Annotated in this window: 27 protein-coding genes; 12 read left to right on the top strand and 15 right to left on the bottom strand. The window is 64.5% G+C overall.

Annotation, left to right across the window (positions count from 1 at the left end):
• Positions 1 to 18 precede the first annotated feature (18 nt).
• Together V8U06_RS15610 and V8U06_RS15605 are read left to right on the top strand one after the other, a co-directional pair.
• Positions 19 to 693: an outer membrane lipoprotein carrier protein LolA gene (locus V8U06_RS15610; protein ID WP_427141429.1), complete on the top strand. Its 675-nt coding sequence runs from the start codon at positions 19 to 21 to the stop codon at positions 691 to 693.
• Between the two features lie 111 nt (positions 694 to 804).
• Positions 805 to 1,611, top strand: a complete 807-nt coding sequence (locus V8U06_RS15605; RefSeq protein ID WP_427141428.1) for an exodeoxyribonuclease III — start codon at positions 805 to 807, stop codon at positions 1,609 to 1,611.
• A 3-nt stretch (positions 1,612 to 1,614) separates the two neighbouring features.
• On the opposite strand, the gene V8U06_RS15600 is transcribed toward V8U06_RS15605, so the two are convergent.
• Positions 1,615 to 2,070: a cyclic nucleotide-binding domain-containing protein gene (locus V8U06_RS15600; protein ID WP_427141427.1), complete on the bottom strand. Its 456-nt coding sequence runs from the start codon at positions 2,068 to 2,070 to the stop codon at positions 1,615 to 1,617.
• Between the two features lie 70 nt (positions 2,071 to 2,140).
• Complete coding sequence (locus tag V8U06_RS15595; RefSeq protein ID WP_226921685.1) at positions 2,141 to 2,824, bottom strand: response regulator transcription factor; 684 nt, start codon at positions 2,822 to 2,824, stop codon at positions 2,141 to 2,143.
• Positions 2,825 to 2,934: 110 nt separating this feature from the next.
• Here V8U06_RS15595 and V8U06_RS15590 point away from each other — a divergent pair, with 110 nt between their 5' ends.
• Both V8U06_RS15590 and V8U06_RS15585 read left to right on the top strand, forming a co-directional pair.
• Entirely contained in the window at positions 2,935 to 3,480 is a 546-nt protein-coding gene (locus V8U06_RS15590) for a L,D-transpeptidase family protein (protein ID WP_427141426.1), read from the top strand.
• Between the two features lie 136 nt (positions 3,481 to 3,616).
• Complete coding sequence (locus V8U06_RS15585) at positions 3,617 to 4,447, top strand: aldo/keto reductase (protein ID WP_427141425.1); 831 nt, start codon at positions 3,617 to 3,619, stop codon at positions 4,445 to 4,447.
• 45 nt (positions 4,448 to 4,492) lie between these two features.
• Here V8U06_RS15585 and V8U06_RS15580 read toward each other — a convergent pair whose 3' ends face one another.
• Positions 4,493 to 5,005: a SixA phosphatase family protein gene (locus V8U06_RS15580; RefSeq protein ID WP_427141424.1), complete on the bottom strand. Its 513-nt coding sequence runs from the start codon at positions 5,003 to 5,005 to the stop codon at positions 4,493 to 4,495.
• A gap of 72 nt (positions 5,006 to 5,077) precedes the next feature.
• Complete coding sequence (gene leuC, locus V8U06_RS15575; protein ID WP_427141423.1) at positions 5,078 to 6,487, bottom strand: 3-isopropylmalate dehydratase large subunit; 1,410 nt, start codon at positions 6,485 to 6,487, stop codon at positions 5,078 to 5,080.
• A 358-nt stretch (positions 6,488 to 6,845) separates the two neighbouring features.
• Here leuC and V8U06_RS15570 point away from each other — a divergent pair, with 358 nt between their 5' ends.
• Positions 6,846 to 8,744: a CASTOR/POLLUX-related putative ion channel gene (locus tag V8U06_RS15570; RefSeq protein ID WP_427141422.1), complete on the top strand. Its 1,899-nt coding sequence runs from the start codon at positions 6,846 to 6,848 to the stop codon at positions 8,742 to 8,744.
• Positions 8,745 to 8,785: 41 nt separating this feature from the next.
• On the opposite strand, the gene V8U06_RS15565 is transcribed toward V8U06_RS15570, so the two are convergent.
• Together V8U06_RS15565 and V8U06_RS15560 are read right to left on the bottom strand one after the other, a co-directional pair.
• Positions 8,786 to 9,592: an amino acid ABC transporter permease gene (locus V8U06_RS15565; RefSeq protein ID WP_427141421.1), complete on the bottom strand. Its 807-nt coding sequence runs from the start codon at positions 9,590 to 9,592 to the stop codon at positions 8,786 to 8,788.
• A 9-nt stretch (positions 9,593 to 9,601) separates the two neighbouring features.
• Complete coding sequence (locus V8U06_RS15560) at positions 9,602 to 10,399, bottom strand: transporter substrate-binding domain-containing protein (RefSeq protein WP_427141420.1); 798 nt, start codon at positions 10,397 to 10,399, stop codon at positions 9,602 to 9,604.
• A 142-nt stretch (positions 10,400 to 10,541) separates the two neighbouring features.
• Between V8U06_RS15560 and V8U06_RS15555 the strand changes: the two genes are divergently transcribed.
• Together V8U06_RS15555 and V8U06_RS15550 are read left to right on the top strand one after the other, a co-directional pair.
• Entirely contained in the window at positions 10,542 to 11,855 is a 1,314-nt protein-coding gene (locus V8U06_RS15555) for a caspase family protein (protein WP_427141419.1), read from the top strand.
• A complete protein-coding gene (locus V8U06_RS15550) occupies positions 11,855 to 12,445 on the top strand; it encodes a peptidoglycan recognition protein family protein (protein ID WP_427141418.1) in 591 nt (196 codons plus the stop codon). The genes V8U06_RS15555 and V8U06_RS15550 overlap by 1 nt, the downstream gene beginning before the upstream one ends.
• A 75-nt stretch (positions 12,446 to 12,520) precedes the next feature.
• On the opposite strand, the gene rplS is transcribed toward V8U06_RS15550, so the two are convergent.
• Positions 12,521 to 13,039 carry a 50S ribosomal protein L19 gene (gene rplS / locus V8U06_RS15545; RefSeq protein ID WP_427141417.1) on the bottom strand — a complete coding sequence of 173 codons (519 nt, stop codon included), beginning with the start codon at positions 13,037 to 13,039 and terminating at the stop codon, positions 12,521 to 12,523.
• 299 nt (positions 13,040 to 13,338) lie between these two features.
• Between rplS and V8U06_RS15540 the strand changes: the two genes are divergently transcribed.
• Entirely contained in the window at positions 13,339 to 14,085 is a 747-nt protein-coding gene (locus V8U06_RS15540; protein WP_226921695.1) for a sulfite exporter TauE/SafE family protein, read from the top strand.
• Here the strand turns inward: V8U06_RS15540 and trmD are convergent.
• The 5 genes from trmD to ffh form a co-directional block, all read right to left on the bottom strand.
• A complete protein-coding gene (gene trmD / locus V8U06_RS15535; protein WP_226921696.1) occupies positions 14,067 to 14,762 on the bottom strand; it encodes a tRNA (guanosine(37)-N1)-methyltransferase TrmD in 696 nt (231 codons plus the stop codon). The two genes, V8U06_RS15540 and trmD, sit on opposite strands and share 19 nt — an antisense overlap.
• A 1-nt stretch (position 14,763) precedes the next feature.
• Entirely contained in the window at positions 14,764 to 15,339 is a 576-nt protein-coding gene (rimM, locus tag V8U06_RS15530) for a ribosome maturation factor RimM (protein ID WP_427141416.1), read from the bottom strand.
• 170 nt (positions 15,340 to 15,509) lie between these two features.
• Positions 15,510 to 15,875 carry a 30S ribosomal protein S16 gene (rpsP, locus tag V8U06_RS15525; protein WP_249228422.1) on the bottom strand — a complete coding sequence of 122 codons (366 nt, stop codon included), beginning with the start codon at positions 15,873 to 15,875 and terminating at the stop codon, positions 15,510 to 15,512.
• Between the two features lie 31 nt (positions 15,876 to 15,906).
• Complete coding sequence (locus tag V8U06_RS15520; protein WP_226921698.1) at positions 15,907 to 16,227, bottom strand: chorismate mutase; 321 nt, start codon at positions 16,225 to 16,227, stop codon at positions 15,907 to 15,909.
• A gap of 11 nt (positions 16,228 to 16,238) precedes the next feature.
• A complete protein-coding gene (ffh, locus tag V8U06_RS15515) occupies positions 16,239 to 17,783 on the bottom strand; it encodes a signal recognition particle protein (protein WP_226921699.1) in 1,545 nt (514 codons plus the stop codon).
• A gap of 359 nt (positions 17,784 to 18,142) precedes the next feature.
• Between ffh and dapF the strand changes: the two genes are divergently transcribed.
• From dapF to V8U06_RS15495, 4 genes are read left to right on the top strand one after another with little or no spacing between them, the layout of a single operon-like run.
• Complete coding sequence (gene dapF, locus V8U06_RS15510) at positions 18,143 to 19,042, top strand: diaminopimelate epimerase (protein WP_427141415.1); 900 nt, start codon at positions 18,143 to 18,145, stop codon at positions 19,040 to 19,042.
• Entirely contained in the window at positions 19,039 to 20,322 is a 1,284-nt protein-coding gene (mtaB, locus tag V8U06_RS15505) for a tRNA (N(6)-L-threonylcarbamoyladenosine(37)-C(2))-methylthiotransferase MtaB (RefSeq protein WP_427141414.1), read from the top strand. The genes dapF and mtaB overlap by 4 nt, the downstream gene beginning before the upstream one ends.
• Before the next feature lie 12 nt (positions 20,323 to 20,334).
• Complete coding sequence (ftsY, locus tag V8U06_RS15500) at positions 20,335 to 21,870, top strand: signal recognition particle-docking protein FtsY (protein WP_427141413.1); 1,536 nt, start codon at positions 20,335 to 20,337, stop codon at positions 21,868 to 21,870.
• Positions 21,867 to 22,517, top strand: a complete 651-nt coding sequence (locus V8U06_RS15495) for a septation protein A (RefSeq protein WP_427141412.1) — start codon at positions 21,867 to 21,869, stop codon at positions 22,515 to 22,517. Before ftsY ends, V8U06_RS15495 begins: the two co-directional genes overlap by 4 nt.
• Before the next feature lie 136 nt (positions 22,518 to 22,653).
• On the opposite strand, the gene V8U06_RS15490 is transcribed toward V8U06_RS15495, so the two are convergent.
• From V8U06_RS15490 to V8U06_RS15480, 3 genes are read right to left on the bottom strand one after another with little or no spacing between them, the layout of a single operon-like run.
• Entirely contained in the window at positions 22,654 to 23,268 is a 615-nt protein-coding gene (locus V8U06_RS15490) for a DsbE family thiol:disulfide interchange protein (RefSeq protein ID WP_427141411.1), read from the bottom strand.
• Positions 23,265 to 23,447, bottom strand: a complete 183-nt coding sequence (ccmD, locus tag V8U06_RS15485; RefSeq protein WP_427141410.1) for a heme exporter protein CcmD — start codon at positions 23,445 to 23,447, stop codon at positions 23,265 to 23,267. The genes V8U06_RS15490 and ccmD overlap by 4 nt, the downstream gene beginning before the upstream one ends.
• Complete coding sequence (locus V8U06_RS15480; protein WP_427141409.1) at positions 23,444 to 24,205, bottom strand: heme ABC transporter permease; 762 nt, start codon at positions 24,203 to 24,205, stop codon at positions 23,444 to 23,446. The genes ccmD and V8U06_RS15480 overlap by 4 nt, the downstream gene beginning before the upstream one ends.
• Positions 24,206 to 24,283 lie beyond the last annotated feature (78 nt).

The raw sequence follows: 24,283 nt of genomic DNA, 5'->3' as shown, positions 1-24,283 counted from the left end.
GGCTCGCATGAAAATCGCATGAAGGAGACCAACATGATCCGATCCGAGAACGGCCGCGCGACCGGAACGCTGACCCGCCGTGGCTTCGTCGGCCTTGCCGCCTTTGCGCTCGCTGCCGGCCTTTCGCTGTTTTCGCCCGTCGACGCTTCGGCGCAGGCGAGCGGCACCGCCCAGAAAATCGCCGACCATTTCTCGTCCGTGAAGACCATGATGGGCGAATTCGTGCAGTTCGGCCCGCGTGGCGAGCAGACCGGCGGCAAGTTCTTCATCGACCGCCCCGGCAAGATCCGCTTCAATTACGAGGATCCCTCGCCGATGCGCGTGATTGCGGACGGCAAGTCCGTCGTCATCGGTAACCGCAAGCTCAAGACCTGGGACATCTACCCGCTCTCCAAGACGCCGCTGAACCTCCTGCTTGGCAACAAGATCGACCTGTCCGCCAAGATGGTGCGCAACGTGAAGGAAGAAGCCGATCTGACGACCATCGTGCTCGGCGACAAGAACATGTTCGGCGATTCGACCATCACCATGATGTTCGACCCGAAGACCTACGATCTGCGCCAGTGGACGATCACCGATGCCCAGGGCAAGGACACGTCGGTGATGATCTTCAACGTCAAGACCGGTGTGCCGCTCGACGACAAGGTCTTCGCCATTCCTTATGACGAGATCCGCAACCGCGGTTCGAACTGACCGGGCGGCCGGAAAGCCGTTCCGGCCCATTTGCTGCACGCGTGGCGCCAGGTGATTTCCCTTGGCGCCAAAATGCTTTAAGACCCCCCGGACGATATTCCGGGGGCAGGCATGGCACTTTCGATCGCGACGTGGAACATCAACTCCGTGCGGCTGCGCATGCCGCTTGTCGAGCATTTTCTCAAGACCTTTTCGCCCGACATCCTGTGCCTGCAGGAAACCAAGTGCCCGAACGACCAGTTCCCCTCCAAGCCCCTGAAGGCGCTCGGCTACGAGCATATCGTCATGCATGGCCAGAAGGGCTATCACGGCGTCGCCACCGTCTCCCGCCTGCCGCTGACCGAGATCGTCGAGCGGCGCGATTACTGCGGCGTCGGCGATGCGCGCCACGTCTCCGTGGTCTTCCATCACCGGGGCAAGTCGATCCGCCTTCACAATTTCTATGTGCCGGCGGGCGGCGACGAGCCGGACCGGACGATCAACCCGAAATTCGGCCACAAGCTCGACTTCATCGAGGAGATGAAGCTGCTGCATGCGGAGGCGGAAGCCGGTATCTCCTCCGTTCTCGTCGGGGATCTCAACATCGCGCCGCTGGAGCATGACGTCTGGTCGCACAAGCAGCTTCTCAAGATCGTCAGTCACACGCCGATCGAGACGGAAGGGCTGATCGACGTGATGACGAAGGGCGCCTGGGTGGACCTGATGCGCCGCAAGGTGCCGATGCAGGAGAAGCTCTATACGTGGTGGAGCTACCGCTCGGCCGACTGGCAGGCCGCCGACAAGGGGCGTCGCCTCGACCACATCTGGTCTTCCGCCGACCTCGAGCCGCATCTGACCAACATTTCGGTGGTTCGCGAGGCACGCGGCTGGGAACGGCCGTCCGACCACGTGCCCGTCATTGCGGAATTCGATTTCTGAGGATCAGGCGAAACGGCCCGCAAGGCGGCGCATCTGGCTGATCATCGCCGCGAGATTCTCGCGGATGCGCGCATCGACCAGCACGGCGACATCGGGGTATTCCTCCAGCATGCGGCGGAAGAGCGGGCGGTTGATGCGGATGACCTCGCTGTCCTCCAGTGCGACCGCGGTATATTTGCGCTCGACCGCAGAAATCATCGCAAGCTCGGAGAGCAACGTGCCGGCGTCCGCCGTGCCTTCGTCGCGCGTCGTCCCGTCGCGCAGCGTGGATGTCAGCTGGAACGCGCCATAGGCGACGACGAAACCGCAATCGGCCGAGGTACCCTCGCGAAACAGCGTTTGCCCTTCGACCAGCCGCCGGCGCTCGGCGCCGAACGCCATCAGCCGCAGCTTGTCGTCGGCAAGGCCGGCAAAGAGCGGCACCTTGGAAAGAAGGACGATGTCGTCGCTGAGAGCCACGTCGGGCGCTCCTTACTGAAATGCAGTTCCGGAAAAGCCTATAGGCTATCCGCCCGGAACTGCGTGAACTCTAGGGTACGATCTTGTAACCGCCGTTCTCTGTCACGAGAATCTCCGCATTGGAAGGGTCCCGCTCGATCTTCTGGCGCAGGCGATAGACATGGGTCTCCAGCGTGTGGGTCGTCACGCCCGAATTGTAGCCCCAGACTTCCTCCAGCAGCACGTCGCGCGTCACCACCTTCTGGTCGGCGCGGTAGAGATAGCGGATGATCGCCGCTTCCTTCTCCGTGAGGCGGATCTTCTGGCCGTTTTCCATCGTCAGCAGCTTCTGGCCGGGTCGGAACGTGTAGGGGCCGACGGTGAAGGTGGCGTCCTCGCTGCTCTCGTGCTGGCGCAGCTGGGCGCGGATGCGCGCGAGCAGCACGGCGAAGCGGAAGGGCTTCGTCACGTAGTCGTTGGCGCCGGCCTCGAGGCCGAGGATCGTATCCGAATCGGTATCGTGCCCCGTCAGCATGATGATCGGCGCCTTGAAGCCGCCCTTGCGCAGGAGTTTCACCGCCTCGCGGCCGTCCATATCCGGCAGGCCGACATCCATGATGAGAAGGTCGATCTGGTTGGCGCGCGCCGTCTGGATGCCCTTGCCGGCGGTCGTTTCCTCCAGCGTCGAGAATTCCTCGTAAAGCGAAAGCTGCTCGACGAGCGTCTCGCGAAGGTCGTTGTCGTCGTCGACAAGAAGGATTGTGCGGGATGTCATGCTTTACCTCTCGGCATTCCTCTGGAAAGTAAGTGAATTGACATTTTTGGCAAGCCCGGCTGCGGCTTAGCCAGATACGGTGCCGCGTGGCGCGAATATGGCGGAGGACCATGAGCCGGATCACATCTCCTAAACATTGCGTGAAGACGGTCCTCGTGCGCCCCGCGCCGGGGAAGAAGACGCGCGCCATCGTGCAGGTCGGTTCCCTGCGCATTCCCGCCGCCATCGGCCGGTCGGGCCGCACCAGCCGCAAGCGGGAGGGCGACGGGGCAACGCCCATCGCCGCCATGCCGCTGCTTTCCGGCTTTCTGCGCGGCGACCGGGTCGCTTCGCCGAAGACCGGCCTGCCGCTGCGGCGCATCCGGCCCTCCATGCTCTGGTGCGACGAGCCGCGGCATCCTTCCTACAACCGGCTCGTCCGTGCACCGTTCAAGCCGAGCCACGAAGAGATGCAGCGCAGGGACGAGCTCTACGACATCTGCCTCGTGCTCGACTGGAATGTGACCGCGCGCAAGCGCCATGCGGGCTCGGCGATCTTCTTCCACCTCATTCGCCCCGGCTATGAGCCGACGGCGGGCTGTGTCGCCGTCGCGCGGCGCGACATGCTGCGCATCCTGCCGCATATCGGGCGCGGCACGGTGGTGCGGGTCCTCTGACGATTTTTCCCCGGTGGCGGGCTGAAAGCATGCGATGCAAGGCCTATATCCAGCCTCGACCGTCGCCGGGCTTCAAGGCGCCACGGGAAGCCCGTCCGGGTTCAAGCACGCCAAACCTTTTCATGGAGACATTCTGATGAGCGATCAGCCGACAATTTCCTTTCACGACGGCAACAGCATTCCCCAGGTCGGCCTCGGCGTCTGGCAGGCCCCGAACGATACGGCCGTGACGGCGGTCAAGGCCGCCCTTGCTGCCGGCTACCGCCATGTCGACACGGCGGCGATCTACGAGAACGAGCAGGGTGTCGGCGAGGGCATCCGCGCTTCCGGCGTCGATCGTGCGGAAATCTTCCTGACGACGAAGCTCTGGAATGCCGACCAGGGGTACGACGCGGCACTGAAGGCCTTCGACGCCAGCCTCAAGCGGCTCGGTACCGATTATGTCGACCTTTATCTCATCCACTGGCCGGCGCCGAAGCGCGGTCAGTTCGTCGACAGCTGGAAGGCCCTGATCCAGATCCAAAAGGAAGGTCGCGCTCGCTCCATCGGCGTCTCCAACTTCTATCCCGAGCATCTGCAGCGCATCATCGACGAGACCGGTATCACGCCCGTCATCAACCAGATCGAGCTGCATCCGGACTTCCCGCAGAAGGAGGCGCGCGCCTACCACGAGAAGCACCGCATCGCTACCCAGTCCTGGAGCCCGCTCGGACAGGGCAAGCTGCTCGACGATCCCGTCATTGCCGGCATCGCGGCAAAACACGGCCGCACGCCGGCGCAGGTCATCACCCGCTGGCACATCGAGAATGGCCTCGTCGTCATCCCGAAATCGGTAACCCCCTCGCGCATCGAGGAGAATTTCAAGGTCTTCGACTTCAAGCTCGATGCCGAGGACATGAAGATCTTCGCGAGCCTCGAAGCCGGCGGCAAGCGCATCGGCCCCGACCCGATGACGGCAACGTTCTGACCCTGTTTTCAGGGTTTTACGGAAGGGCGGCTTCGGCCGCCCTTTTCATTGCACCATTTTCGGGGTGGCGAAGATTTCGAGCCGACCCTTGCCCGGCGTGGCGTCGGTCCAGTGTTCGATGTCGAGGGCGATCACGGCAAGGCCGGCGGTCGGGTATTTTTCTTTTAGTCGGCTAACGGCTTCGGTCTCGCCGGTCGGTGCGAGCAGCGATGCCAGGTCCTCGAAGCCGGGATTGTGCCCGATGACGAGAACGGTCCCGCTTTCCTCGGGAGCCTGCCGGATCGCCGCAAGAATGGCGGACGGATCGGCCTCGTAGATAGAGGGTACGGTGCGGGAGGGGCAGGGGGCCTTGAGTTCCGGGGCGACCAGACCCCAGGTCTCCTGGGTACGTCGTGCAGAGGAAACCAGGGCGAAATCCGGCTGGAGGCCCGCCTTGGCGATATAGGCGCCCATGCGGGGTGCGTCGCGGCGGCCACGGTCGCCGAGCGGGCGATCATGGTCCGCAACGCCGTCCGGCCAGGCGGATTTGGCGTGGCGCAGCAAGAGAAGCTGTTTCATGGGATCCTTCTCAAACGAAAAGGCCGGGAGTACGCTCCCGGCCTTCTATTCTCTCGGACGACGCGATCGCGATTACTGCCAGTCGCGGATGTCGACGAAGTGACCGGCAATGGCGGCGGCAGCGGCCATGGCGGGCGAGACGAGATGCGTGCGGCCCTTGAAGCCCTGGCGGCCCTCGAAGTTGCGGTTCGAGGTGGAGGCGCAGCGCTCGCCCGGCTTCAGGCGGTCGTCGTTCATGGCAAGGCACATGGAGCAGCCCGGCTCGCGCCAGTCGAAGCCGGCTTCCTTGAAGATCGCGTCCAGGCCTTCCTTCTCGGCCTGTTCCTTCACGAGGCCGGAGCCCGGAACGATCATGGCATTGACGGTGGCGGCGACCTTCTTGCCCTCGACGACGGCTGCGACGGCGCGCAGGTCCTCGATGCGGCCGTTGGTGCAAGAACCGATGAAGACGCGGTCGATGGCGATGTCGGTGATCCTGGTGCCTGGCTTCAGGCCCATGTAGTCAAGGGCGCGCCACTTGGACGAGCGCTTCGTTTCGTCTTCGATATCGTCCGGGTTCGGCACGACGCCTTCGACGGAGACGACGTCTTCCGGCGAGGAGCCCCAGGAAACGATCGGCGGCAGGTTGGCGGCGTCGAGCACGACGACACGGTCGAAATGCGCGCCGTCTTCCGTGTAGAGCGTCTTCCAGTAGTCGAGCGCCATTTCCAGCGCCTTGCCCTTGGGCGCGCGCGGCTTGTCCTTGATGTATTCGAAGGTCTTTTCGTCCGGTGCGATGAGGCCGGCGCGGGCGCCGCCTTCGATCGTCATGTTGCAGATCGTCATGCGGCCTTCCATCGACAGCGAGCGAATGGCTTCGCCGGCGAATTCGATGACGTGGCCGGTGCCGCCGGCGGTGCCGATCTCGCCGATGATGGCGAGGATGACGTCCTTCGCCGTCACGCCGTCCGGGAGCTGCCCGTCGACGCGCACCAGCATGTTCTTGGCCTTCTTCTGGATCAGCGTCTGGGTGGCCAGAACGTGCTCCACTTCCGACGTGCCGATGCCATGCGCCAGCGCGCCGAAGGCGCCATGCGTCGAAGTATGGCTGTCACCGCAGACGATGGTCATGCCCGGCAGGGTGAAGCCCTGTTCGGGACCGACGATGTGCACGATGCCCTGGCGGACATCCTTTTCCGAATAGTATTCCACGCCGAAATCGGCGGCGTTCTTGGCGAGCGCCTCGACCTGGATGCGGCTTTCCTCGTTCTTGATGCCCTGGTGGCGGTCCGGCGAGGTCGGAACGTTATGGTCGACGACGGCCAGCGTCTTTTCCGGCGCGCGGACCTTGCGGCCGGCCATGCGCAGGCCCTCGAAGGCCTGGGGGCTCGTCACTTCGTGAACGAGGTGACGATCGATGTAGAGAAGACAGGTGCCGTCTTCCTGGCGGCTGACGATGTGGTCGTCGAAGATCTTGTCGTAGAGGGTACGGGGTGCGCTCATGGCTCTTCATCCGCTGGGCATGTTAAGGGGGTCTGGAAATCCGCAGCGCGCAGCTAGCGGGATCGCATCGAAAAACGGGCGATCAGGATAGGCGGCTTATGAGCGCCCCGAAGACACGCGCAAAGAAGCGTGCCGGCAGGCGCTTGTGATCCTGCAGCACGACGACATGCTTTTCCGTGCATCCGAACTTGGATTCCATATTCCGCATATAGCGATTTTTCCCGATCTCGGCAAGTTGGCGCCGGCTGCCGCTATTCACGCTGCTTGCGAATATTTCCGCGTGCCCTCCTTGCCGTGTTCACGAATTTTTGAGACTCGATAGACGTCTCCGGCGGGAAGCCGGTTTGAGGGGATCTAGATGAAGACGATTACATGGCGTGACCGCCTGCGCTACCAGTTCGACAAGAGCATGGCGGCAGGGCCGATCGCGCTGATCGGGTGGCTGACCGTCATCTCCCTCATCGTCATTGTCATCGCCGGCCTTTTCCTCGCCATCACGGGGATTGCGCAGGAGGGCGGCGAGCCCGTCTCCTTCATCGAGGGCTCCTGGGAATCGCTGATGCGCACCATGGATGCCGGTGCGATGGGCGGGGATGTCGGCTGGGGTTTCCGCGGCGTCTCGCTGGTCGTGACGGTGGCGGGCATCTTCGTCTTCTCCGCCCTCATCGGCGTGCTCTCCTCCGGTCTCGACGAAAAGCTGGACGAATTGCGCAAGGGCCGTTCGCACGTCCTGGAGAAGGACCACACGATCATCTTCAACTGGTCGCCCTCGATCTTCGACGTCATTTCCGAACTCGTCATCGCCAACCAGAGCCGCCGCAATCCGCGCATCGTCATCATGGCCGGCAAGGACAAGGTGGAGATGGAGGACGAGATCGCCGACAAGATAGCCGATCTCGGCAACACTCGCATCATATGCCGCAGCGGCGACCCGACCGACCTTTACGACGTCAACATCGTCAATCCGCAGGCCTCGCGCTCCATCATCGTGCTGTCGCCGGAAAGCGACTACGCCGATTCCGAGGTGATCAAGACGGTGCTCGCCCTCGTCAACGATCCGGAACGGCGCAAGGAACCCTACCAGATCGCCGCCGAAATCCGCGACGCGGGCAATGCCGAGGTGGCGCGCATCGTCGGCGGTTCCGAGCTTCAACTCGTGCTGGCGGACGAGCTGATCTCGCGCATCGTCGTCAGTTCCAGCCGGCAGGCCGGCCTTTCGGCGGTCTATACGGAACTGCTCGATTTCGACGGTTCGGAAATCTATGCCGTGGAGCAGCCGGCGCTGACGGGAAAATCCTTCGGCAATGCCGTCATGGCCTACGACACCTCGACATTGATCGGCATCTGCGACACGGACGGCGTCGTGCATCTCAACCCGCCGACGAGCCGGGTGATCGCAGCCGGCGAACGGGCCATCCTGATCGCCGAGGACGATGCGACGATCAAGCCGCGTACGGGCGATTTCGTTGTCGATCGCGAGATCGTTCGCCCGCGGGTCCATCGCGAGCCGGGGCCGGAGCGCACCCTGCTGCTCGGCTGGAACCGGCGCGGGCCGATCATCACGCAGGAATTGTCGCGCTACGTTGCGCCGGGTTCGGAGCTGATGATCGCCGCGAACCGGCCGGAACTGGAGACGGAGGTCGCGGGCTTGTCCTATCTTGCGGAGAACCTGAGCGTTCGTTGCGCCGTCATCGACACGACGAACCGCACGGCGCTGGATGCGCTCGACGTGCCCGCCTATGACCACGTGCTGGTGCTCGGCTACAGCGACGACATGGCGCCGCAGCCGGCCGATACGGCGACGCTGGTGACGCTGCTGCAATTGCGCAAGATCGCCGATGCGGCGAACAAGCATATCGGCATCGTCAGCGAGATGATCGACGTGCGCAACCGCAACCTTGCCGCCGTCACCCGCGCCGACGATTTCGTCGTCAGCAACAAGCTGGTCAGCCTGATGCTGGCGCAGGCCTCGGAAAACGAGCTGATGGCGCAGATCTTCGACGAGCTGCTCGACGAGGACGGTTCGGAAATCTACATGCGTCCCGTCACCGACTATATCGCCATCGACCGGCCGGTGAATTTCTACACCGTCAATCTCGCCGCGCTCATCCGCGGTGAGGTGGCGCTCGGCTATAGCCGCGCCAATCCGGCCGGGGAGGACCCGCGCAACATGGGCGGGGTCGTCGTCAATCCGGTGAAGTCGGAACTGGTCGCCTTCGGGCCGAGCGACCGCCTGATCATCCTTGCCCGCGACTAAAGCGCCGCCGTCCGTTTCGGGCGTGCCAGTCGCGGGATGTTTTAGTTTCGCCGCATGCGCCTTTCCAGCGCCCGAAGGCCGAGCGACAGGCCGATGGTGAGGATCAGGTAGACATAGGCGACGATGGAATAGGTCTCGAAGAAGCGGAACGAGCCGGAGGCATAGACCTTGCCCATCTGCGTGATGTCGGCGACGCCGAGCACGGAGACGAGCGAACTGTCCTTGACCATCGCCACGAAGTCGTTGCCGAGCGGCGGCAGGATGACGCGCACGGCCTGCGGGAAGACGACGAGGCGGAAGCGCTGGAAACGCGACAGGCCGAGTGCCTTGGCCGCTTCCACCTGTCCCTTGTCGACCGACTGGATGCCGGCGCGGAAAACCTCGCCGATGAAGGCGGAATAGCCGATCATCAGCGCGATGATCGCCCGCCACATCAAGGAGAGATCGCGCACCAGCACGGGTTCCATGTATCCGGCGGCGACCAGCGGGCCGATGGCGACATTGATCACCGCCACCAGCGCCGGCGCGCCGACGAAGGCGATATAGAAGAGCAAGACGAGAATCGGCACGCCACGGATGACCTCCGTGTAGAAGCGGGCGATCTGGCGCAGCGCCTTGCTTTCCGAAAGGGCCATCAACGCGACGCCGAGGCCGAGCATGGTGGCGAGCAGGAAGGCGACGAGGGTCACGAAGATCGTGACCCACAGCCCCTTCAGCACGACGCCGAAAACCTGGGTGTAGAGATCGTTGGCGACGATCACGCCGGCAAGCGCCAGCGCGATCACGGCGAGGGCGACCAGCCACCAGGGATAGTCGTCCTTGCCGGCGTCAGAGGAAACGGGAGCCATGGCCGCCGGTCACTGACCCATCTTGTAGTCGAGGAACCATTTCTTATCGAGCGCATCGAGGGTGCCGTCCGCTTTCAGGGCGGCGATGGCGGCGTTGACGGGGGCGACGAGGTCGGAGCCCTTCGGGAAGATGAAGCCGAAGTCTTCCGCGCCGAGCGGGCCGCCGACGACCTTCAGCTTGCCGCCCGAGGCGTCGACATAGCCCTTGGCCGCGACGCTGTCGGTGAGCACGAGGTCGACGTCGCCGGCCTGCAGCGCCTGAACCGTCGCGCCGAAGGTCTCGAACAGCTTGATGCGCGGGTTCTGCTCGTTGCCGTCGAGGATTTCGTAGACGGCGGTGTAGAAGGGCGAGGTGCCCGGCTGGGCGGCGATCAGGCCGTCCGCGAAGGCGCCGAAGCTCTTGGCGTCGGTGAACCGGTTTTCGTCACCGCGCACCAGCATGAACTGCTGCGAGCGCATGTAGGGGTCGGAGAAGTCCACCTTTGCCTTGCGGTCGTCCTTGATGGTGATGCCGGTCATGCCGATGTTGTACTGGTTGTCGGAGACGGCCTGGATCATCGCATCCCAGGAGGTGTTCTGGTACTCGACCTTGAAGTTCAGCCGCTTGGCGATCTCGTTCATCGCGTCGTACTCCCAGCCGATCTGCTCGCCGGTCTTGGGGTCGACGAACTGCAGCGGCGGATAGGCGTTTTCCGTCACGACCACGACGGTCTTGCCGCCGAGATCGGGAAGGTCGGCCGCAACGGCAATGGCGGGCATGAGAACAGCGGCAGCAAGGCCGGCAAGAACGGTGCGGCGGGAAAACATCAAAATATGCTCCTGAATTGTGGCGGCGGAACACTGTCACAGTTCCCTCCCGATAGGCAAGCCGAGCGGTCTTTCACCTTTGCTCTTTTCGCCGGAAAGGCACGGCGATAGTCTTGGGAAACAATGTGGCCGGGGGGCACTCATGAGATATCTGTTCGTCGTCCTGACCTTCCTTCTGCTGGGCGTGGATCCGGCCGCGGCGAAGCGCGTCGCGCTCATCATCGGCAACGACGCCTATGAAGCGGTGCCGCAGCTTCAGAAGGCGGTGAACGATGCCCGCGCCGTCTCGCAGTCGCTGGCCAGGCTCGATTTCGCCGTCGATCTCGGCGAGAACCTGACGCGCCGGCAGATCAACGCGAAGTTTGCCGATTTCGTCGAACGCATCGAACCGGGCGATACCGCCTTCTTCTTCTTCGCCGGGCACGGCGTGGCGCTCGACGGGCAGAACATCCTGCTGCCGGTCGACATTCCCGATACCAGCAATGCCGGACTGGTGCGCGACGAGGCCCATGTGGTCGACGACCTTCTGGCGCGGGTCCAGGGCAAGGGCGCGGCCGTCAGCTTCTTCGTGCTCGATGCCTGCCGCAACAATCCCTTCGCCTCGAAGGGCGGGCGCAGCGTCGGTGCGACGCGCGGCCTGCAGGTCGTGGCGCCGCCGACGGGTACGTTCGTGCTGATGTCGGCTGGGGCAGGGCAGGAGGCGCTGGACCGGCTCGGCGAAAACGATGCCAATCCGAACTCCGTCTTTACCCGTACCCTGCTGCCCTTTTTGCAAAAGCCCGGCATGAGCCATATCGCGCTCGCCAAGGCCGTGCAGCGCGAGGTGGAGGCGACGGCGAAGACCATCGGCCGCAACCAGCAGCCGGCCTTCTACGACCAGATCACCGGCGAGATCGTGCTGCTGCCGGAGGGCGGCGAGGTCAAGCCGGTCGAGACGCCGGCGATGACGGGGGGCAAGGATCCCGTTCAGGTCGAGATCGACCCGGCGCTGGAGGAGTGGAACGCGATCAAGGATCTGCGCAGCCTGAAGATCCACCAGGCCTTCCTGCGCAAGTATCCGGACAGCCGCTACGCCGACTATGCCCGCGCCCTCGTGGAGGAACTGGAGGCGGAGGTCGCAAGCAAGGCCAAGGTCGAGGAGGTCAGGGAGGTGCCCGATGCCGCCGCAGAAGAGTCGCAGACGCGCGGCGGCCTGCAGACGGTGCGTGTCTCGTCCGGGTGGTTCGTGGTTCTCGGTTCCTTCCCGCAGGCCCAGCCGGAAAAGGCCCGCCAGCGCGCCCGCCTGATGCAGAACCAGGGCTACGACGTCTCGATCATCGACACGAACGCCTATCGCAGCCTCGCCGACGGGCTCTATTCCGTGGTGATGGGGCCTTACAAGAAAAGCACGGCGCTGCGGGAACTTGGCACTGCGCAGCAAGTTGTGGGTGACGCTTACATCAAGGAAATCCGCTGATGGGTCTTCCCAGGTCGTCCCTCCTTCTCCTCGCCTTGCTGGCGACGGTTTCTTCCGCAGGCGCCGCCGAGGTGATGAGCCGCAGCGAATGGGGTGCGCGCAAGCCGGTGCTGGCCATGGAAAAGCAGACGCCCCGGCGCATCACCGTGCACCACACCGCGACGCGCGGAAAACACGGCTTTTCCATCGTGAAGAAGATGACGTCCCTGCAGGCCTTTTCGCAGGCCAGATCCAAGCTTGCCGACGGACGGACGAAAGAGGCCTGGGCGGATATTCCCTACCACTTCTATATCGCCGTGGACGGCAAGATCGCCGAGGGGCGGCCTATCGGCTTCGTCGGCGATACGAACACGAAATATGACCCGACGGGCCATGTCACCATCGTCGTGGAAGGCAATTTCGAGAAGGAGACGCCGACCGCGGAGGAACTGGCGGCGCTGAAGGACCTGATACGGGACCTGTCGCGGCAATACGGCATCCCGGCCGACAGGATCGGCACACACAAGGATTTCGCGCAAACGGCCTGTCCGGGAAAGAACCTCGAGGGCGAGGTGCGCCGCATCGCCGCCGAGCTTGCGGCCAATCGCTGAGACGTTTTCAGGTCCCGGAAACAAAAAAGCCGCCGGCAGGTGCCGACGGCTTTTTCGAATTTATGCGCTGCCGGATTATTCGGCGGCGGCTTCCGCAGCCTTTGCGGCTTCGGCAGCTTCTGCTGCGGCCTTTTCAGCGGCGAGTGCCTGAGCGGCTGCAACCTTCTCGGCTTCGAGACGTGCCTTTTCCTCGGCAATGGCGGCGCGCTCGGCGTCGTTCAGCTTGCGGGCGCGCGTGCCGGTGTTCTCGACGATACGAGCCGACTTGCCGCGACGATCGCGCAGGTAGTAGAGCTTGGCGCGGCGGACCTTACCGCGGCGAACGACTTCGACGCTTTCGACGAGCGGCGAGTAAACGGGGAATACGCGCTCGACGCCTTCGCCGTAGGAAATCTTGCGAACGGTGAAGCTCTCGTTGAGGCCGCCGCCGGAGCGGGCGATGCAAACGCCTTCATAGGCCTGAACGCGGGTACGCGTGCCTTCCGTAACGCGTACGTTGACGCGGACGGTGTCGCCCGGGGAGAATTCCGGGAGCTGACGCTTGGCTTCAATCTTGGCGGCCTGTTCGGCCTCGAGCTGCTGGATGATGTTCATCGGTCTAACCTTCTGGTTCTTCTGAAACAGCCAGAGCGCTCGACGGTCGCCTTCGAGGTCATGCCTCGTCAGGATAGTCCGTTGCCGGACGGAGCGGATTCGCCATTCTTTGATTGCAGGTCGGCTGGGTAATCCCAAATCCGTGCGGGCCAATACACCAATCGGGCGGGCTTGTCATCCCCGCAAGCAAAAGAATCCGCGCGCGGGCCGCCGGTTTTCTGGCCTTGCCGGTCTTCCGGCACCACGCTATCACGCCGTGGAGGAGGGGACGCGGCCTTTGTGCGCGTCCGGGGATCGCCATGACCGTTTTCGATGCCATCTTTCTGTTTATCGCCGGTTTCCTGTCCGGCGTGGTGAACGCCATTGCCGGCGGCGGCACGTTTCTCACCTTCGGCGCGATGTCGCTGACCGGCCTGCCGCCCATCGTGGCCAATGCCACCTCCTCGATCACCCAGTTTCCCGGCTACGTCACCTCGACGCTCGCCTATGCCAAGGAAATCCGCGCGGACTGGAAGGAAGCAGCGCTGCTCGGCGGCCTCTCGCTCGTCGGCGGCCTTGCCGGAGCGCTGCTGCTGCTGTCGCTCTCCAACCCCTCGTTCCGCGCGCTGGTGCCCTGGCTGCTTCTCGCGGCGACCGCGATCTTCGCGGCCGGCCCCTATCTCAAGCCGAAGACGCTGAGCCCGGAAAAGCCGATCTCGCCGCTCGGTCTTGCCGGCCAGTTCGTGACCTCGATCTATGGCGGCTTCTTCGGCGCCGGCATGGGCATCATGACGCTCGCCGTGCTGGGCCTCACCAAGGGCGGCGACTATCACCGACTGAACGCGCTGAAGAATTTCGTCGCCGTGGTCATCGCAGCCATGGCGGTCGTCGTCTTCGCCAGCGGCGGAGTGATCGGCTGGCCGCAGGCCGTCGTCATGGTGCCGGCGGCAGCCCTCGGCGGCTGGTCCGGCGTCTGGGCGGCCCGGCGGGTGCCGCAGCCGGTGATCCGCGTTCTGGTGGTGACCGTCGGCCTTGCGCTGACGGTTTATTATTTCCTGAAGGGCTGATCGGAGAGAAGGTCCGGACGGCGCGCGCGTGTCAGCTTTTCGGCTTCCTCCCGCCGCCAGCGATCGATGGCGGCATGGTTGCCGGAGGTGAGGACACCGGGGATTTCCAGGCCTTCCCAGACCTGCGGGCGGGTATAGTGCGGATGTTCCAGCAGCCCGCCCTCGAAGCTTTCGTGCTCGCCGGACAGCGCATTGCCCATCACGCCGGGCAGGATGCGCACGATGGCGTCCAACAGGATCATCGCCGCCGGCTCCCCGCCGGACAGGATGTAGTCGCCAATGGAGACCTCTTCGAGCTGCCGTCCGTCGATGACGCGCTGGTCGACGCCCTCGAAGCGGCCGCAGACGATGATCGCGCCGTCCCCGGCGGCAAGCTCGCGCACGCGCTTCTGGGTCAGCGGCTTGCCGCGCGGGCTCATCAGCAGGCGCGGGCGGCCGTCGCCCTGCGAGGCGTGGTCGATGGCTTTCGCCAGCACGTCAGGCTTCAGCACCATGCCCGCCCCGCCGCCGGCGGGCGTGTCGTCAACGGTGCGATGGCGGTCGGTGGTGAAGTCGCGGATCTGCACGCAGTCCAGCGTCCAGTCGCCGCGCTCGAGCGCCTTGCCGGAGAGAGACTGGCCGAGGAGGCCCGGAAACATGTCCGGATAGAGCGTCAGGATGGTGGCGCGGAAAGCCACGTTACGTCCCCTCGCCCTGCGGCGGGCGGCGGCGCCGGCTGCCCGGGCCGTCCTTCTCTTCATCGACGAGGCCGGCGGCGATGGCATCGATCAGCAGGCGTCCGCCTTCGAGGTCGATTTCCAGCACGGCGGCTTCGGAGAAGGGAATGAGCACGGGGCGCTTGCCGGGGCCTTTGAGTTCCAGGAGGTCGCCCGCGCCGAAATCGAAGATGCCGGTCACCTTGCCGTGGCTGCGGCCGGTCGTGTCGACGGCCTCCAGCCCTTCGAGGTCGGCATAGAAGAACTCGTCCTCGTCCAGTTCCTCGTCCGGAAGGTTGTCGCGCTCGATATAGAGATCGACGCCGTTCAGCGCCTCGGCGGCATTGCGGTCGTTGACGCCACGGAAGCGCACGACGACCACGTTCTTCGCTTCGCGCACTTCCAGCACCTCGAAGGTCCGGCCGTCCTCGGTGTGCAGATGGCCGTAATCGCCAATGGATGTCGGGTCGATGGTGAAGGATTTCACGCGGACCTCGCCGCGCAGGCCCTGTGCCGCTCCGACGGTGCCCATGAGGACGGGATTTTCCAGTTTCGCCATGGTTCGGTTCCGTGTGGTCCTGCAAAGCCTCTTACGACGTTCGCGCGGAGGCTCCTAGTGCCCTTGCAGCAAAAGTATGCAGCGGCTCCGCGGCCGCACGTGCGTCGGATAAAAATGAAAACGGGCGGCATGAAGCACGCCGCCCGTCCTGAAAAGCAAGTCGCGGCCGATTATTCGCCAGCGGCGGCAGCAGCGGCTTCTTCTTCCTTCTGCTTCTTTTCGGCAGCGCGCTCGAGCGCCTTCTTGCCCGGCTTTGCCTTTTCCGGGTTGCTGCGGGCGTCGCGCTTCAGAACGCCGGCTTCGTCGAGGAAGCGGGCAACGCGGTCGGTCGGCTGTGCGCCCTTGGCGAGCCATTCCTTGGCGCGGTCGGTGTCGATCTGGACGCGGCTTGCGTCGTCCTTGCCGAGCATCGGGTTCCAGGAGCCGAGCTTCTCGAGGAAGCGGCCGTCACGCGGCGAACGGGCGTCGGCAACGACGATCTGGTAGTACGGGCGCTTCTTGGAACCGCCGCGGGCGAGACGAATCTTCAGGGACATGTCATTTCTCCTTGGGTAGATGGCCGCTTCTTCAAGCGGTGTGGTTTGTACCGCTGTGTTCAGCGGCAATGGCTTCATGGTGCCGGATCACCTCGCGGATGATGAAGTTCAGGAACTTCTCCGCGAAATCCGGATCCAGATTGGCATCCTTCGCCAGGCGGCGAAGGCGCTCGATCTGGTATTCCTCGCGCGCCGGATCGGCCGGCGGCAGTTCATGCGTCGCCTTCAGCACGCCCACTGCCTGGGTGCAGCGGAAGCGTTCGGCGAGCATATGCACAAGGGCAGCGTCGATATTGTCGATCGACTGCCGGTATTCACCCAGTTGCTGCTTGACCTTCGGGTCGATCGTCATGCCTCAGCCCCTCACTTCTTCTTCGGCAGGCCAGGCAGGCCCGGAAGGCCGCCGCCAAGGCCGGGCAGGCGAAGACCGCCGCTGCCGCCGAGGCCCGGCAGGCTGCCCGGCTTGATGCCGGCCGCTTCCGCCTGCTTGGCGAGCGCCTCGAGCTGCTTCGGGTCCATGCTGGACAGGTCCGGCATGCCGCCCATGCCGCCGCCAAGGCCCATCTTGCCGGCAAGGCCGCCCATCATCTGCTTCATCAGGCCGCCCTTCTTGCCGCCCATCATCTTCATCATGTCCGCCATCTGGCGGTGCATCTTGAGAAGCTTGTTGATGTCGGCGGCATCGGTGCCGGAACCGGCGGCGATGCGCTTCTTGCGGGAATGCTTGAGCATATCGGGGTTGGCCCGCTCGGCCTTGGTCATCGAATTGATGATGGCGATCTGGCGACCGAACAGCTTGTCGTCGAGGCCTGCGGCCGACATCTTGTCCTTCATGCCGGCCATGCCGGGCATCAGGCCCATGATGCCGCCCATGCCGCCCATCTTCTGCATCTGGCGCAGCTGGTCGGCGAGGTCGTTGAGGTCGAACTTGCCCTTGGCCATCTTGGCGGCCATGGCGGCCGCCTTCTCGGCGTCGATGTTCTCCGCCGCCTTCTCGACGAGCGAGACGATGTCGCCCATGCCGAGGATGCGGTCGGCGACGCGGCGGGGATGGAATTCTTCCAGCTCGCCCATCTTTTCGCCGACGCCGATCAGCTTGATCGGCTTGCCGGTGACGGCGCGCATGGAAAGGGCCGCACCGCCGCGGCCGTCGCCGTCCATGCGGGTGAGCACGAGGCCGGTGATGCCGACGCGGTCGTCGAAGTTGCGGGCGAGGTTGACGGCGTCCTGACCGGTCAGCGCATCGGCGACGAGCAGGATTTCGTGCGGATTGGACTTCCGCTTGATCTCCGCCATCTCGATCATCAGCGGCTCGTCGATATGCGTGCGGCCGGCGGTGTCGAGGATGACGACGTCATGGCCGCCGAGCTTTGCGGCCTGGACGGCGCGCGCGGCGATATCGGTCGGCGACTGGCCGGCGATGATCGGCAGCGTATCGATGCCGGTCTGCACGCCGAGCTGGCGAAGCTGCTCCTGCGCGGCCGGACGGCGCGTGTCGAGCGAGGCCATCAGGACCTTCTTCTTCTCGCGCGTCTTCAGCCGGTTGGCGATCTTGCCCGAGGTGGTCGTCTTGCCCGAGCCCTGCAGACCCACCATCATGATGACGACGGGGGCGGGGGCATTGAGGTCGATGGAGACGCCCTCGGAGCCGAGCATGGAGACGAGCTCGTCATGCACGATCTTGACGACCATCTGGCCGGGCTTGATCGACTTGACGATTTCGGCGCCGACGGCCTTTTCGCGTACCGCATCGGTGAAGCCGCGCACCACTTCCAGCGCCACGTCCGCTTCGAGCAGCGCACGGCGGACCTCACGCAACGCCGCCGAGACATCAGCCTCGGAAAGCGCGCCGCGGCCTGTCAATCCATTCAGAATGGAGCCAAGGCGGTCCTGGAGTGTTTCAAACATCACGTCTTCCTTCTTGTTTCCACATCAGGCGGAAACGTCGGTGCAATCGGCGACAAAAACAAGACGCAAAGCCAAAAAGCACCCGAGGGCGCATCGCGCTGTCGGGTGTTGACCTCCGGGATCTGTTTATACCGCAATGGGTCCCGGTCGGCGGCTTCAAGCAGTCTCACTTGTCGCAGATGCGCGGCTTAAACAGGAAAGAGGCCGGAAAGTCAAGGATTGGAGTCCGGCCCGGCAAGGATTCGAAGACTCCGTCTGGTAATTCCGGCACGTTTGCGCCATATACGCGCGAGTAATGTGCGCCATATGCGCGCTGGAAATGAAGGACTCCGGACGGGTCTTTTCAAGGAATATCCGACATGGCCGCTGAAGCGCAATTTGCCCGTATGAACGGACTGGGAAACATGATCCTCGTCGTGGACATGCGCGGCCGCGACGATGCCGTGACGCCCGCCGCGGCCATCGCGCTGAATGCCGACCCGGCCACACGCTTCGACCAGATCATGGCGATCCACGATCCGAAGGTCGACGGCACGGACGCCTTCATCGACATCCTCAACTGCGACGGCACGAAGGCGCAGGCCTGCGGCAACGGCACGCGTTGCGTGGTGCAGGCGCTGGCTTCCGAGACGGGCAAGAAGGTCTTCACCTTCCAGACGGTGGCCGGCATCCTCAATGCCGTCGAACACGAGGATGGCACGATCTCCGTCGACATGGGCAAGCCGGTCTTCGAATGGAACCGCATTCCGCTCGCGGAAGAGTTCTTCGACACGAGCCGCATCGAACTCCAGATCGGGCCGATCGATGCGCCGGTGCTGCATTCGCCCGCCGCCATGTCGATGGGCAACCCGCATGCCGTCTTCTGGGTCGACCGCGACCCGATGAGCTTCGATCTCGACCGTTTCGGGCCACTGCTCGAAAACCATCCGATGTTCCCGGAAAAGGCCAATATCACGCTGGCGCAGGTGACGTCCGCCTCCACCATGACGACGCGCACCTGGGAGCGCGGCGCGGGCCTGACGCTCGCCTGCGGTTCCGCGGCCTGCGCGGCCGGCGTTTCCGGCGCGCGCACCGGCCGTACCGGCCGCAAGGTCGCAATCACCGTCGCCAGCAGCCCGAACCGGGGCACGCTCACCATCGAATGGCGCGCGGACGACCACGTCGTCATGACAGGCCCCGCCGAATGGGAATGGTCGGGCCTGCTCGATCCCCAGACCGGCGCCTTCCGCCGGGACGATGCCGAGGCGGCCGCCCTTTGAGCGGCGTTACCGTCATAACCTTCGGCTGTCGGCTCAACACCTACGAATCGGAAGTGATGCGCGCGGAAGCCGAGAAGGCAGGGCTGAACAATGCCGTGCTGGTGAACACCTGCGCCGTCACCGGCGAGGCCGTGCGCCAGGCCCGGCAGGCAATCCGCCGTGCGCGGCGCGACAATCCCCACGCCCGTATCGTCGTCACCGGCTGCGCCGCGCAGACGGAAAAGCAGACCTTCGCCGCCATGCCGGAGGTGGACGCCGTGCTCGGCAACGAGGAGAAGCTGAAAAGCGCCTCCTACCGGGCACTGCCGGATTTCGGCGTTTCGGCCGAAGAAAAGCTGCGCGTCAACGACATCATGAGCGTGCGCGAGACCGCGCCGCAGATGGTCAGGCTGATCGACGGCCATGTGCGGGCCTTTGTGCAGGTGCAGAACGGCTGCGACCATCGCTGCACCTTCTGCATCATCCCCTATGGCCGAGGCAATTCCCGCTCCGTGCCGATGGGGGCCGTGGTCGATCAGGCGCGCAAACTCGTCGAGAGCGGCTACTGCGAAATCGTGCTGACCGGCGTGGACGCGACGAGCTACGGCGCGGACCTGCCGGGCAAGCCGAGCCTTGGCCAGCTTGCGAAGACGCTTTTGAAGCAGGTGCCGGATATAAGGCGGCTTCGCCTTTCCTCGATCGACAGCATCGAGGCGGACGCGCATTTGTGGGATCTCATCGCCGATGAGCCGCGCTTCATGCCGCACCTGCACCTGTCGCTGCAGCACGGCGACGACCTGATCTTGAAGCGCATGAAGCGTCGCCATTCCAGCGCCGATGCCCGCGCCTTCTGCGAGCGCGTGCGTGCGGAACGGCCGGATGCCAGCTTCGGCGCGGACATGATCGCCGGGTTTCCGACGGAGACCGAGGCAATGTTCGCCAACGCCGTGCGCCTTGCCGAGGATTGCGGCATCGCCCATCTCCACGTCTTTCCCTACAGCCCGCGCCCCGACACGCCGGCCGCGCGCATGCCGCAGCTCGACCGTGCACTGATCAAGGAGCGCGCCGGGCGGCTGCGGGAGACTGGAAAACGGCTGCACGAGGCCCATCTCGTTTCGATGATCGGCAGGCAGGAAACGATCCTTGTGGAAAACAACGGCCTCGCCCATACGGAAAACTTCACGCTCGTCGATGCCGCCGGCCTCAAGCCGCGCGATCTTGTGCCGGTCGCGATCACCGGACACAATGGAAAACATCTGACGATGCGGCCCCTTCTCGCAACCGCCTCTTCCCGTAACTAGCGGATACAGTTCATGGCCCTCGGCTTCATCAAGAAGATTTTCACATTCGGAAAAGACAGCGCTGCCGAGCCCAAGCCGGAGGCGGAAACGCCTGCCGCGGAATCGCAGGTCGTCACGCCGGCGGTCGAAGACGTGGCGGAGACCCCGGCGGTCCACTCTGCCGAGGACGAGCGCGACGCGCTGCTGGAGGAAGCGGAAGCCGCCAATCCGGAGGCCGAGTATCACATTTCCGAGGATGTCGAGCCGGAGATCTATCCGCTTCCGCATGCGCACGATCTGCCGGTCGTCGAAGAGCCGGCGGCTGAGACGAAGACGGAGGCAGGCCCGGTCGAAGATGAGGCTGCCGCAGAGCCGGACACCGAGGTTGAAGAAGAACAGGTCGAGGAAGAGCCTGTGGCGCAGGAGCCTGTCGCGCCGGAAGACGACGCGGTCGAAGCAGGTGCCGAAGAGGATGTTGCTTCCGTCGAAGACAGCATGCCCGCGGACGCGGCGCCTGCTGCCGTCGAGGATCCCGTTCTCGAAGAGGCCCTGCGCATCGAGCAGCCGGCCGCCGCGCCCGCCTTGCCGAAGGGTTTTGCTTCCGCGGACAAGGCTCCGGTCGAGGACGTCGCGCCGGTTGCCCAGCCGAAGCGCACCTGGTTCCAGCGCCTGCGCGAAGGCCTTGCCCGCACCTCCTCGCAACTGACCGGGCAGATCACCAGCCTTTTCACCAAGCGCAAGCTGGACGACGAGACGTTGCAGGATCTCGAAGACCTGCTGATCCAGGCCGACCTCGGCGTCGAGACGGCGCTACGCATCACCGACACGCTCGCCTCGGAGCGCTACGGCAAGGACGTGACCGGTGCCGACGTTTCGCGCATCATGTCGACCGAGATCACCAAGGTGCTGGCGCCCGTCGCAAAGCCGCTGGAACTCGATCTCAGCCACAAGCCGCATGTGATCCTCGTCGTCGGCGTCAACGGCACGGGCAAGACGACGACCATCGGCAAGCTTGCGGCAAAGCTTTCCGGCGCGGGCCTGAAGGTGATGCTGGCCGCCGGCGACACGTTCCGCGCCGCGGCCATCGAGCAGTTGAAGATCTGGGCGGAGCGGACCGGTTCCGACATCGTCTCCTCCAAGCTCGGCGCCGATGCGGCGGGCCTTGCCTATGAAGCCTACGAGCAGGCGAAGCTGAAGAAGAGCGACGTGCTCATCGTCGATACCGCCGGCCGCCTGCAGAACAAGGCGGAGCTGATGGCGGAACTCGAGAAGATCGTGCGCGTGCTCGGCAAACTCGACCCCGACGCGCCGCACACCGTGCTGCAGACGCTCGATGCCACCACCGGCCAGAACGCGATGAACCAGGTGGAGATTTTCCGCAACGTCGCGGGCGTCTCGGGCCTGATCATGACAAAATTGGACGGTACGGCCCGCGGCGGCATCCTTGTGGCGATTGCGGCAAAGCACAAGCTGCCGGTCTATTTCATCGGTGTCGGCGAAGGGATCGACGATCTCGAACCCTTCGAGGCCAAGGATTTCGCGGAAGCGATCGCAGGAGTTGAAAGATGAGCAAGGCAACGCTGGACGCCCCGGCCAAGACGGAGGAGAAGATCAGCCCCCTCCTCAAGATGGTGCTGGAACTCGGCCCTCTCGTCGTCTTCTTCTTCGCCAATTCGCGCGGCGAATGGCTGGCCGCGCATTTTCCGATGCTGGCCGAGATGGGCGGGCCGCTCTTCATCGCGACCGGTCTCTTCATGGCTGCGACGGCAATTGCGCTGGCGGTGTCCTGGGCCCTGACGCGGACCCTGCCGATGATGCCGCTCATTTCCGGCGTGGTCGTCTTCATCTTCGGCGCGCTGACGCTCTGGCTGCAGGACGATACCTTCATCAAGATGAAGCCGACCATCGTCAACACGCTGTTCGGCACGATCCTGCTCGGCGGCCTGCTCTTCGGCAAGTCCCTGCTCGGCTATGTCTTCCACGCGGCCTTCCGGCTGACGGACGAGGGCTGGCGCAAGCTGACGCTGCGCTGGGGCCTGTTCTTCCTCGTGCTGGCCGCAATGAACGAGATCGTCTGGCGCAACTTCTCGACCGATTTCTGGGTGGCCTTCAAGGTCTGGGGCACCATGCCCATCACCATCCTCTTCACGCTTTCCCAGATGCCGCTGATCATGCGCCACGCCATCGAACCGCCGGAAGAGGGCAAGGCGCCGTAACGGGCGCGTCAGGCCGGGCCGGCGAGCGGGCCTCTATCCTCTCATTGCCACCTCTCCTCCGCGATCCCGGATTTTATCCGGGGTTCGGCGGACGCGCGTGGCCGGTGTCGGGATCAAATCAGCATGATGGGGGAGGCTATCCCGCTTGCGCGGACGTGCCCAGGGCCTTTTCGATGGCAGGATAGAGCCCGTCCTTCAGGCTCTTGTCATCGAACGGTCCCACGCGCTTGTAGAGGATCGTGCCGTCGGGGCCGACGAGGTAGGATTCAGGGATGCCGTAGACGCCCCAGTCGATGGCCATCTTGCCGACAGGGTCGAGGCCGATGGCGGAGAAGGGGTTGCCCAGTTCGCCGAGGAAACGCAGGGCGTTTTCGCTGCCATCCTTGTAGTTGACGCCGACGACGGTGATGCGCGGGTCCTTGGAGAGCGCGAGGATGACCGGGTGCTCCTGCCGGCAGGGCACGCACCAGGAGGCCCAGAAATTGACGAGCGTCAATTTTCCCTTGCCGGTTTCCGCCGTCAGCGCGGGAACGGGCGCGCCGTCCTTCGTCGCGCCGGCGAGGGGTTCGAGATCGCGGTAGGGGGCCTTGGTGCCGATCAGCGCGGACGGGATCTCCGAAATGTCGCGGCCGGAATTGAGCTGCGTCCAGAAGATCAGCGCAAGGCCGAGGAAGATCGCCAGCGGCAGGGCGGCGAGAATCAGGCGCGTGCGCGTGCCGGCGCTTTCGGTCTGGCTTTCCGTCTCGCTCATCGCGCGTCCCCGGTGCTGACGTCGTCGGTGCGGGCGGACCGGCGGCGGATGCCAGCGGCTTCGAGCCTTTCCAGCTCGCGGTGCCGGCCGCGATGGTCGAGCCAGACCCAGAGCGTCAGACCGATTGTGACGCCGAAAGCGGCAATATAGGAGGCGGTGACATAGAAGGCGTGGCTCATGCGGCCTCTCCCGCCGCGCGGGCGGCATGGCGGCGCAGCACGGCGATGCGGCGGCGCAAGATCTCGTTGCGCATGGCAAGAACGTGCAGCGTGAAGAACAGCATGGTGAAGGCGATGGCCATCACGATGAGCGGCCAGAGGAACTCCGGATCGATGGTCGGGCCGTCCATGCGGATGACGCTCGCCGGCTGGTGCAGCGTGTTCCACCACTCGACAGAGAACTTGATGATCGGGATGTTGACGAAGCCGATGAGGATGAGGACGGCGCTGACCTTGGCGGCGCGCGTCGGGTCGTCCATGGCGCGGCCGAGCGCGATGAGGCCGAGATACATCAGGAACAGCACGAAGACGGAGGTGAGCCGGGCATCCCACACCCACCACGTTCCCCACATGGGCTTGCCCCAGAGCGAGCCCGTGACGAGGGCGAGCAGGGTGAAGCAGGCGCCGATGGGCGCGGCGGCCTTGGCCGAGACGTCTGCAAGCGGGTGGCGCCAGACGAGCGTGCCGAGCGCCGAGAGCGCCATGACCGAATAGCACATCATGGAGAGCCAGGCGGCCGGCACATGCACATACATGATGCGCACCGTCTCGCCCTGCTGGTAGTCGCCCGTCGTCGTGAAGGAAAGATAGAGGCCGGCGGCGAACAGACAGAGCGTCAGCCCGGCAAGCCAGGGCCAGAGGGTGGCGACCAGCGCCAGGAACCGCGTCGGGTTGGCGAGATCGCTGAATTTGCGGATGGCAAGGCTCGGTTCGCTCATGTCTGCCCTTCAACGTGTCGGATGGTTCTTTAACGCGTCAGGCCGGCATCTTCAATTGATCTGCCGCAATCACTTTCC

This window comes from Shinella sp. G-2 (genome assembly GCF_050172695.1).
Taxonomy (GTDB): Bacteria; Pseudomonadota; Alphaproteobacteria; order Rhizobiales; family Rhizobiaceae; genus Shinella.
Note: the sequence above shows the minus strand (reverse complement) of the source record. Positions and strands in the feature narration are given on the sequence as shown.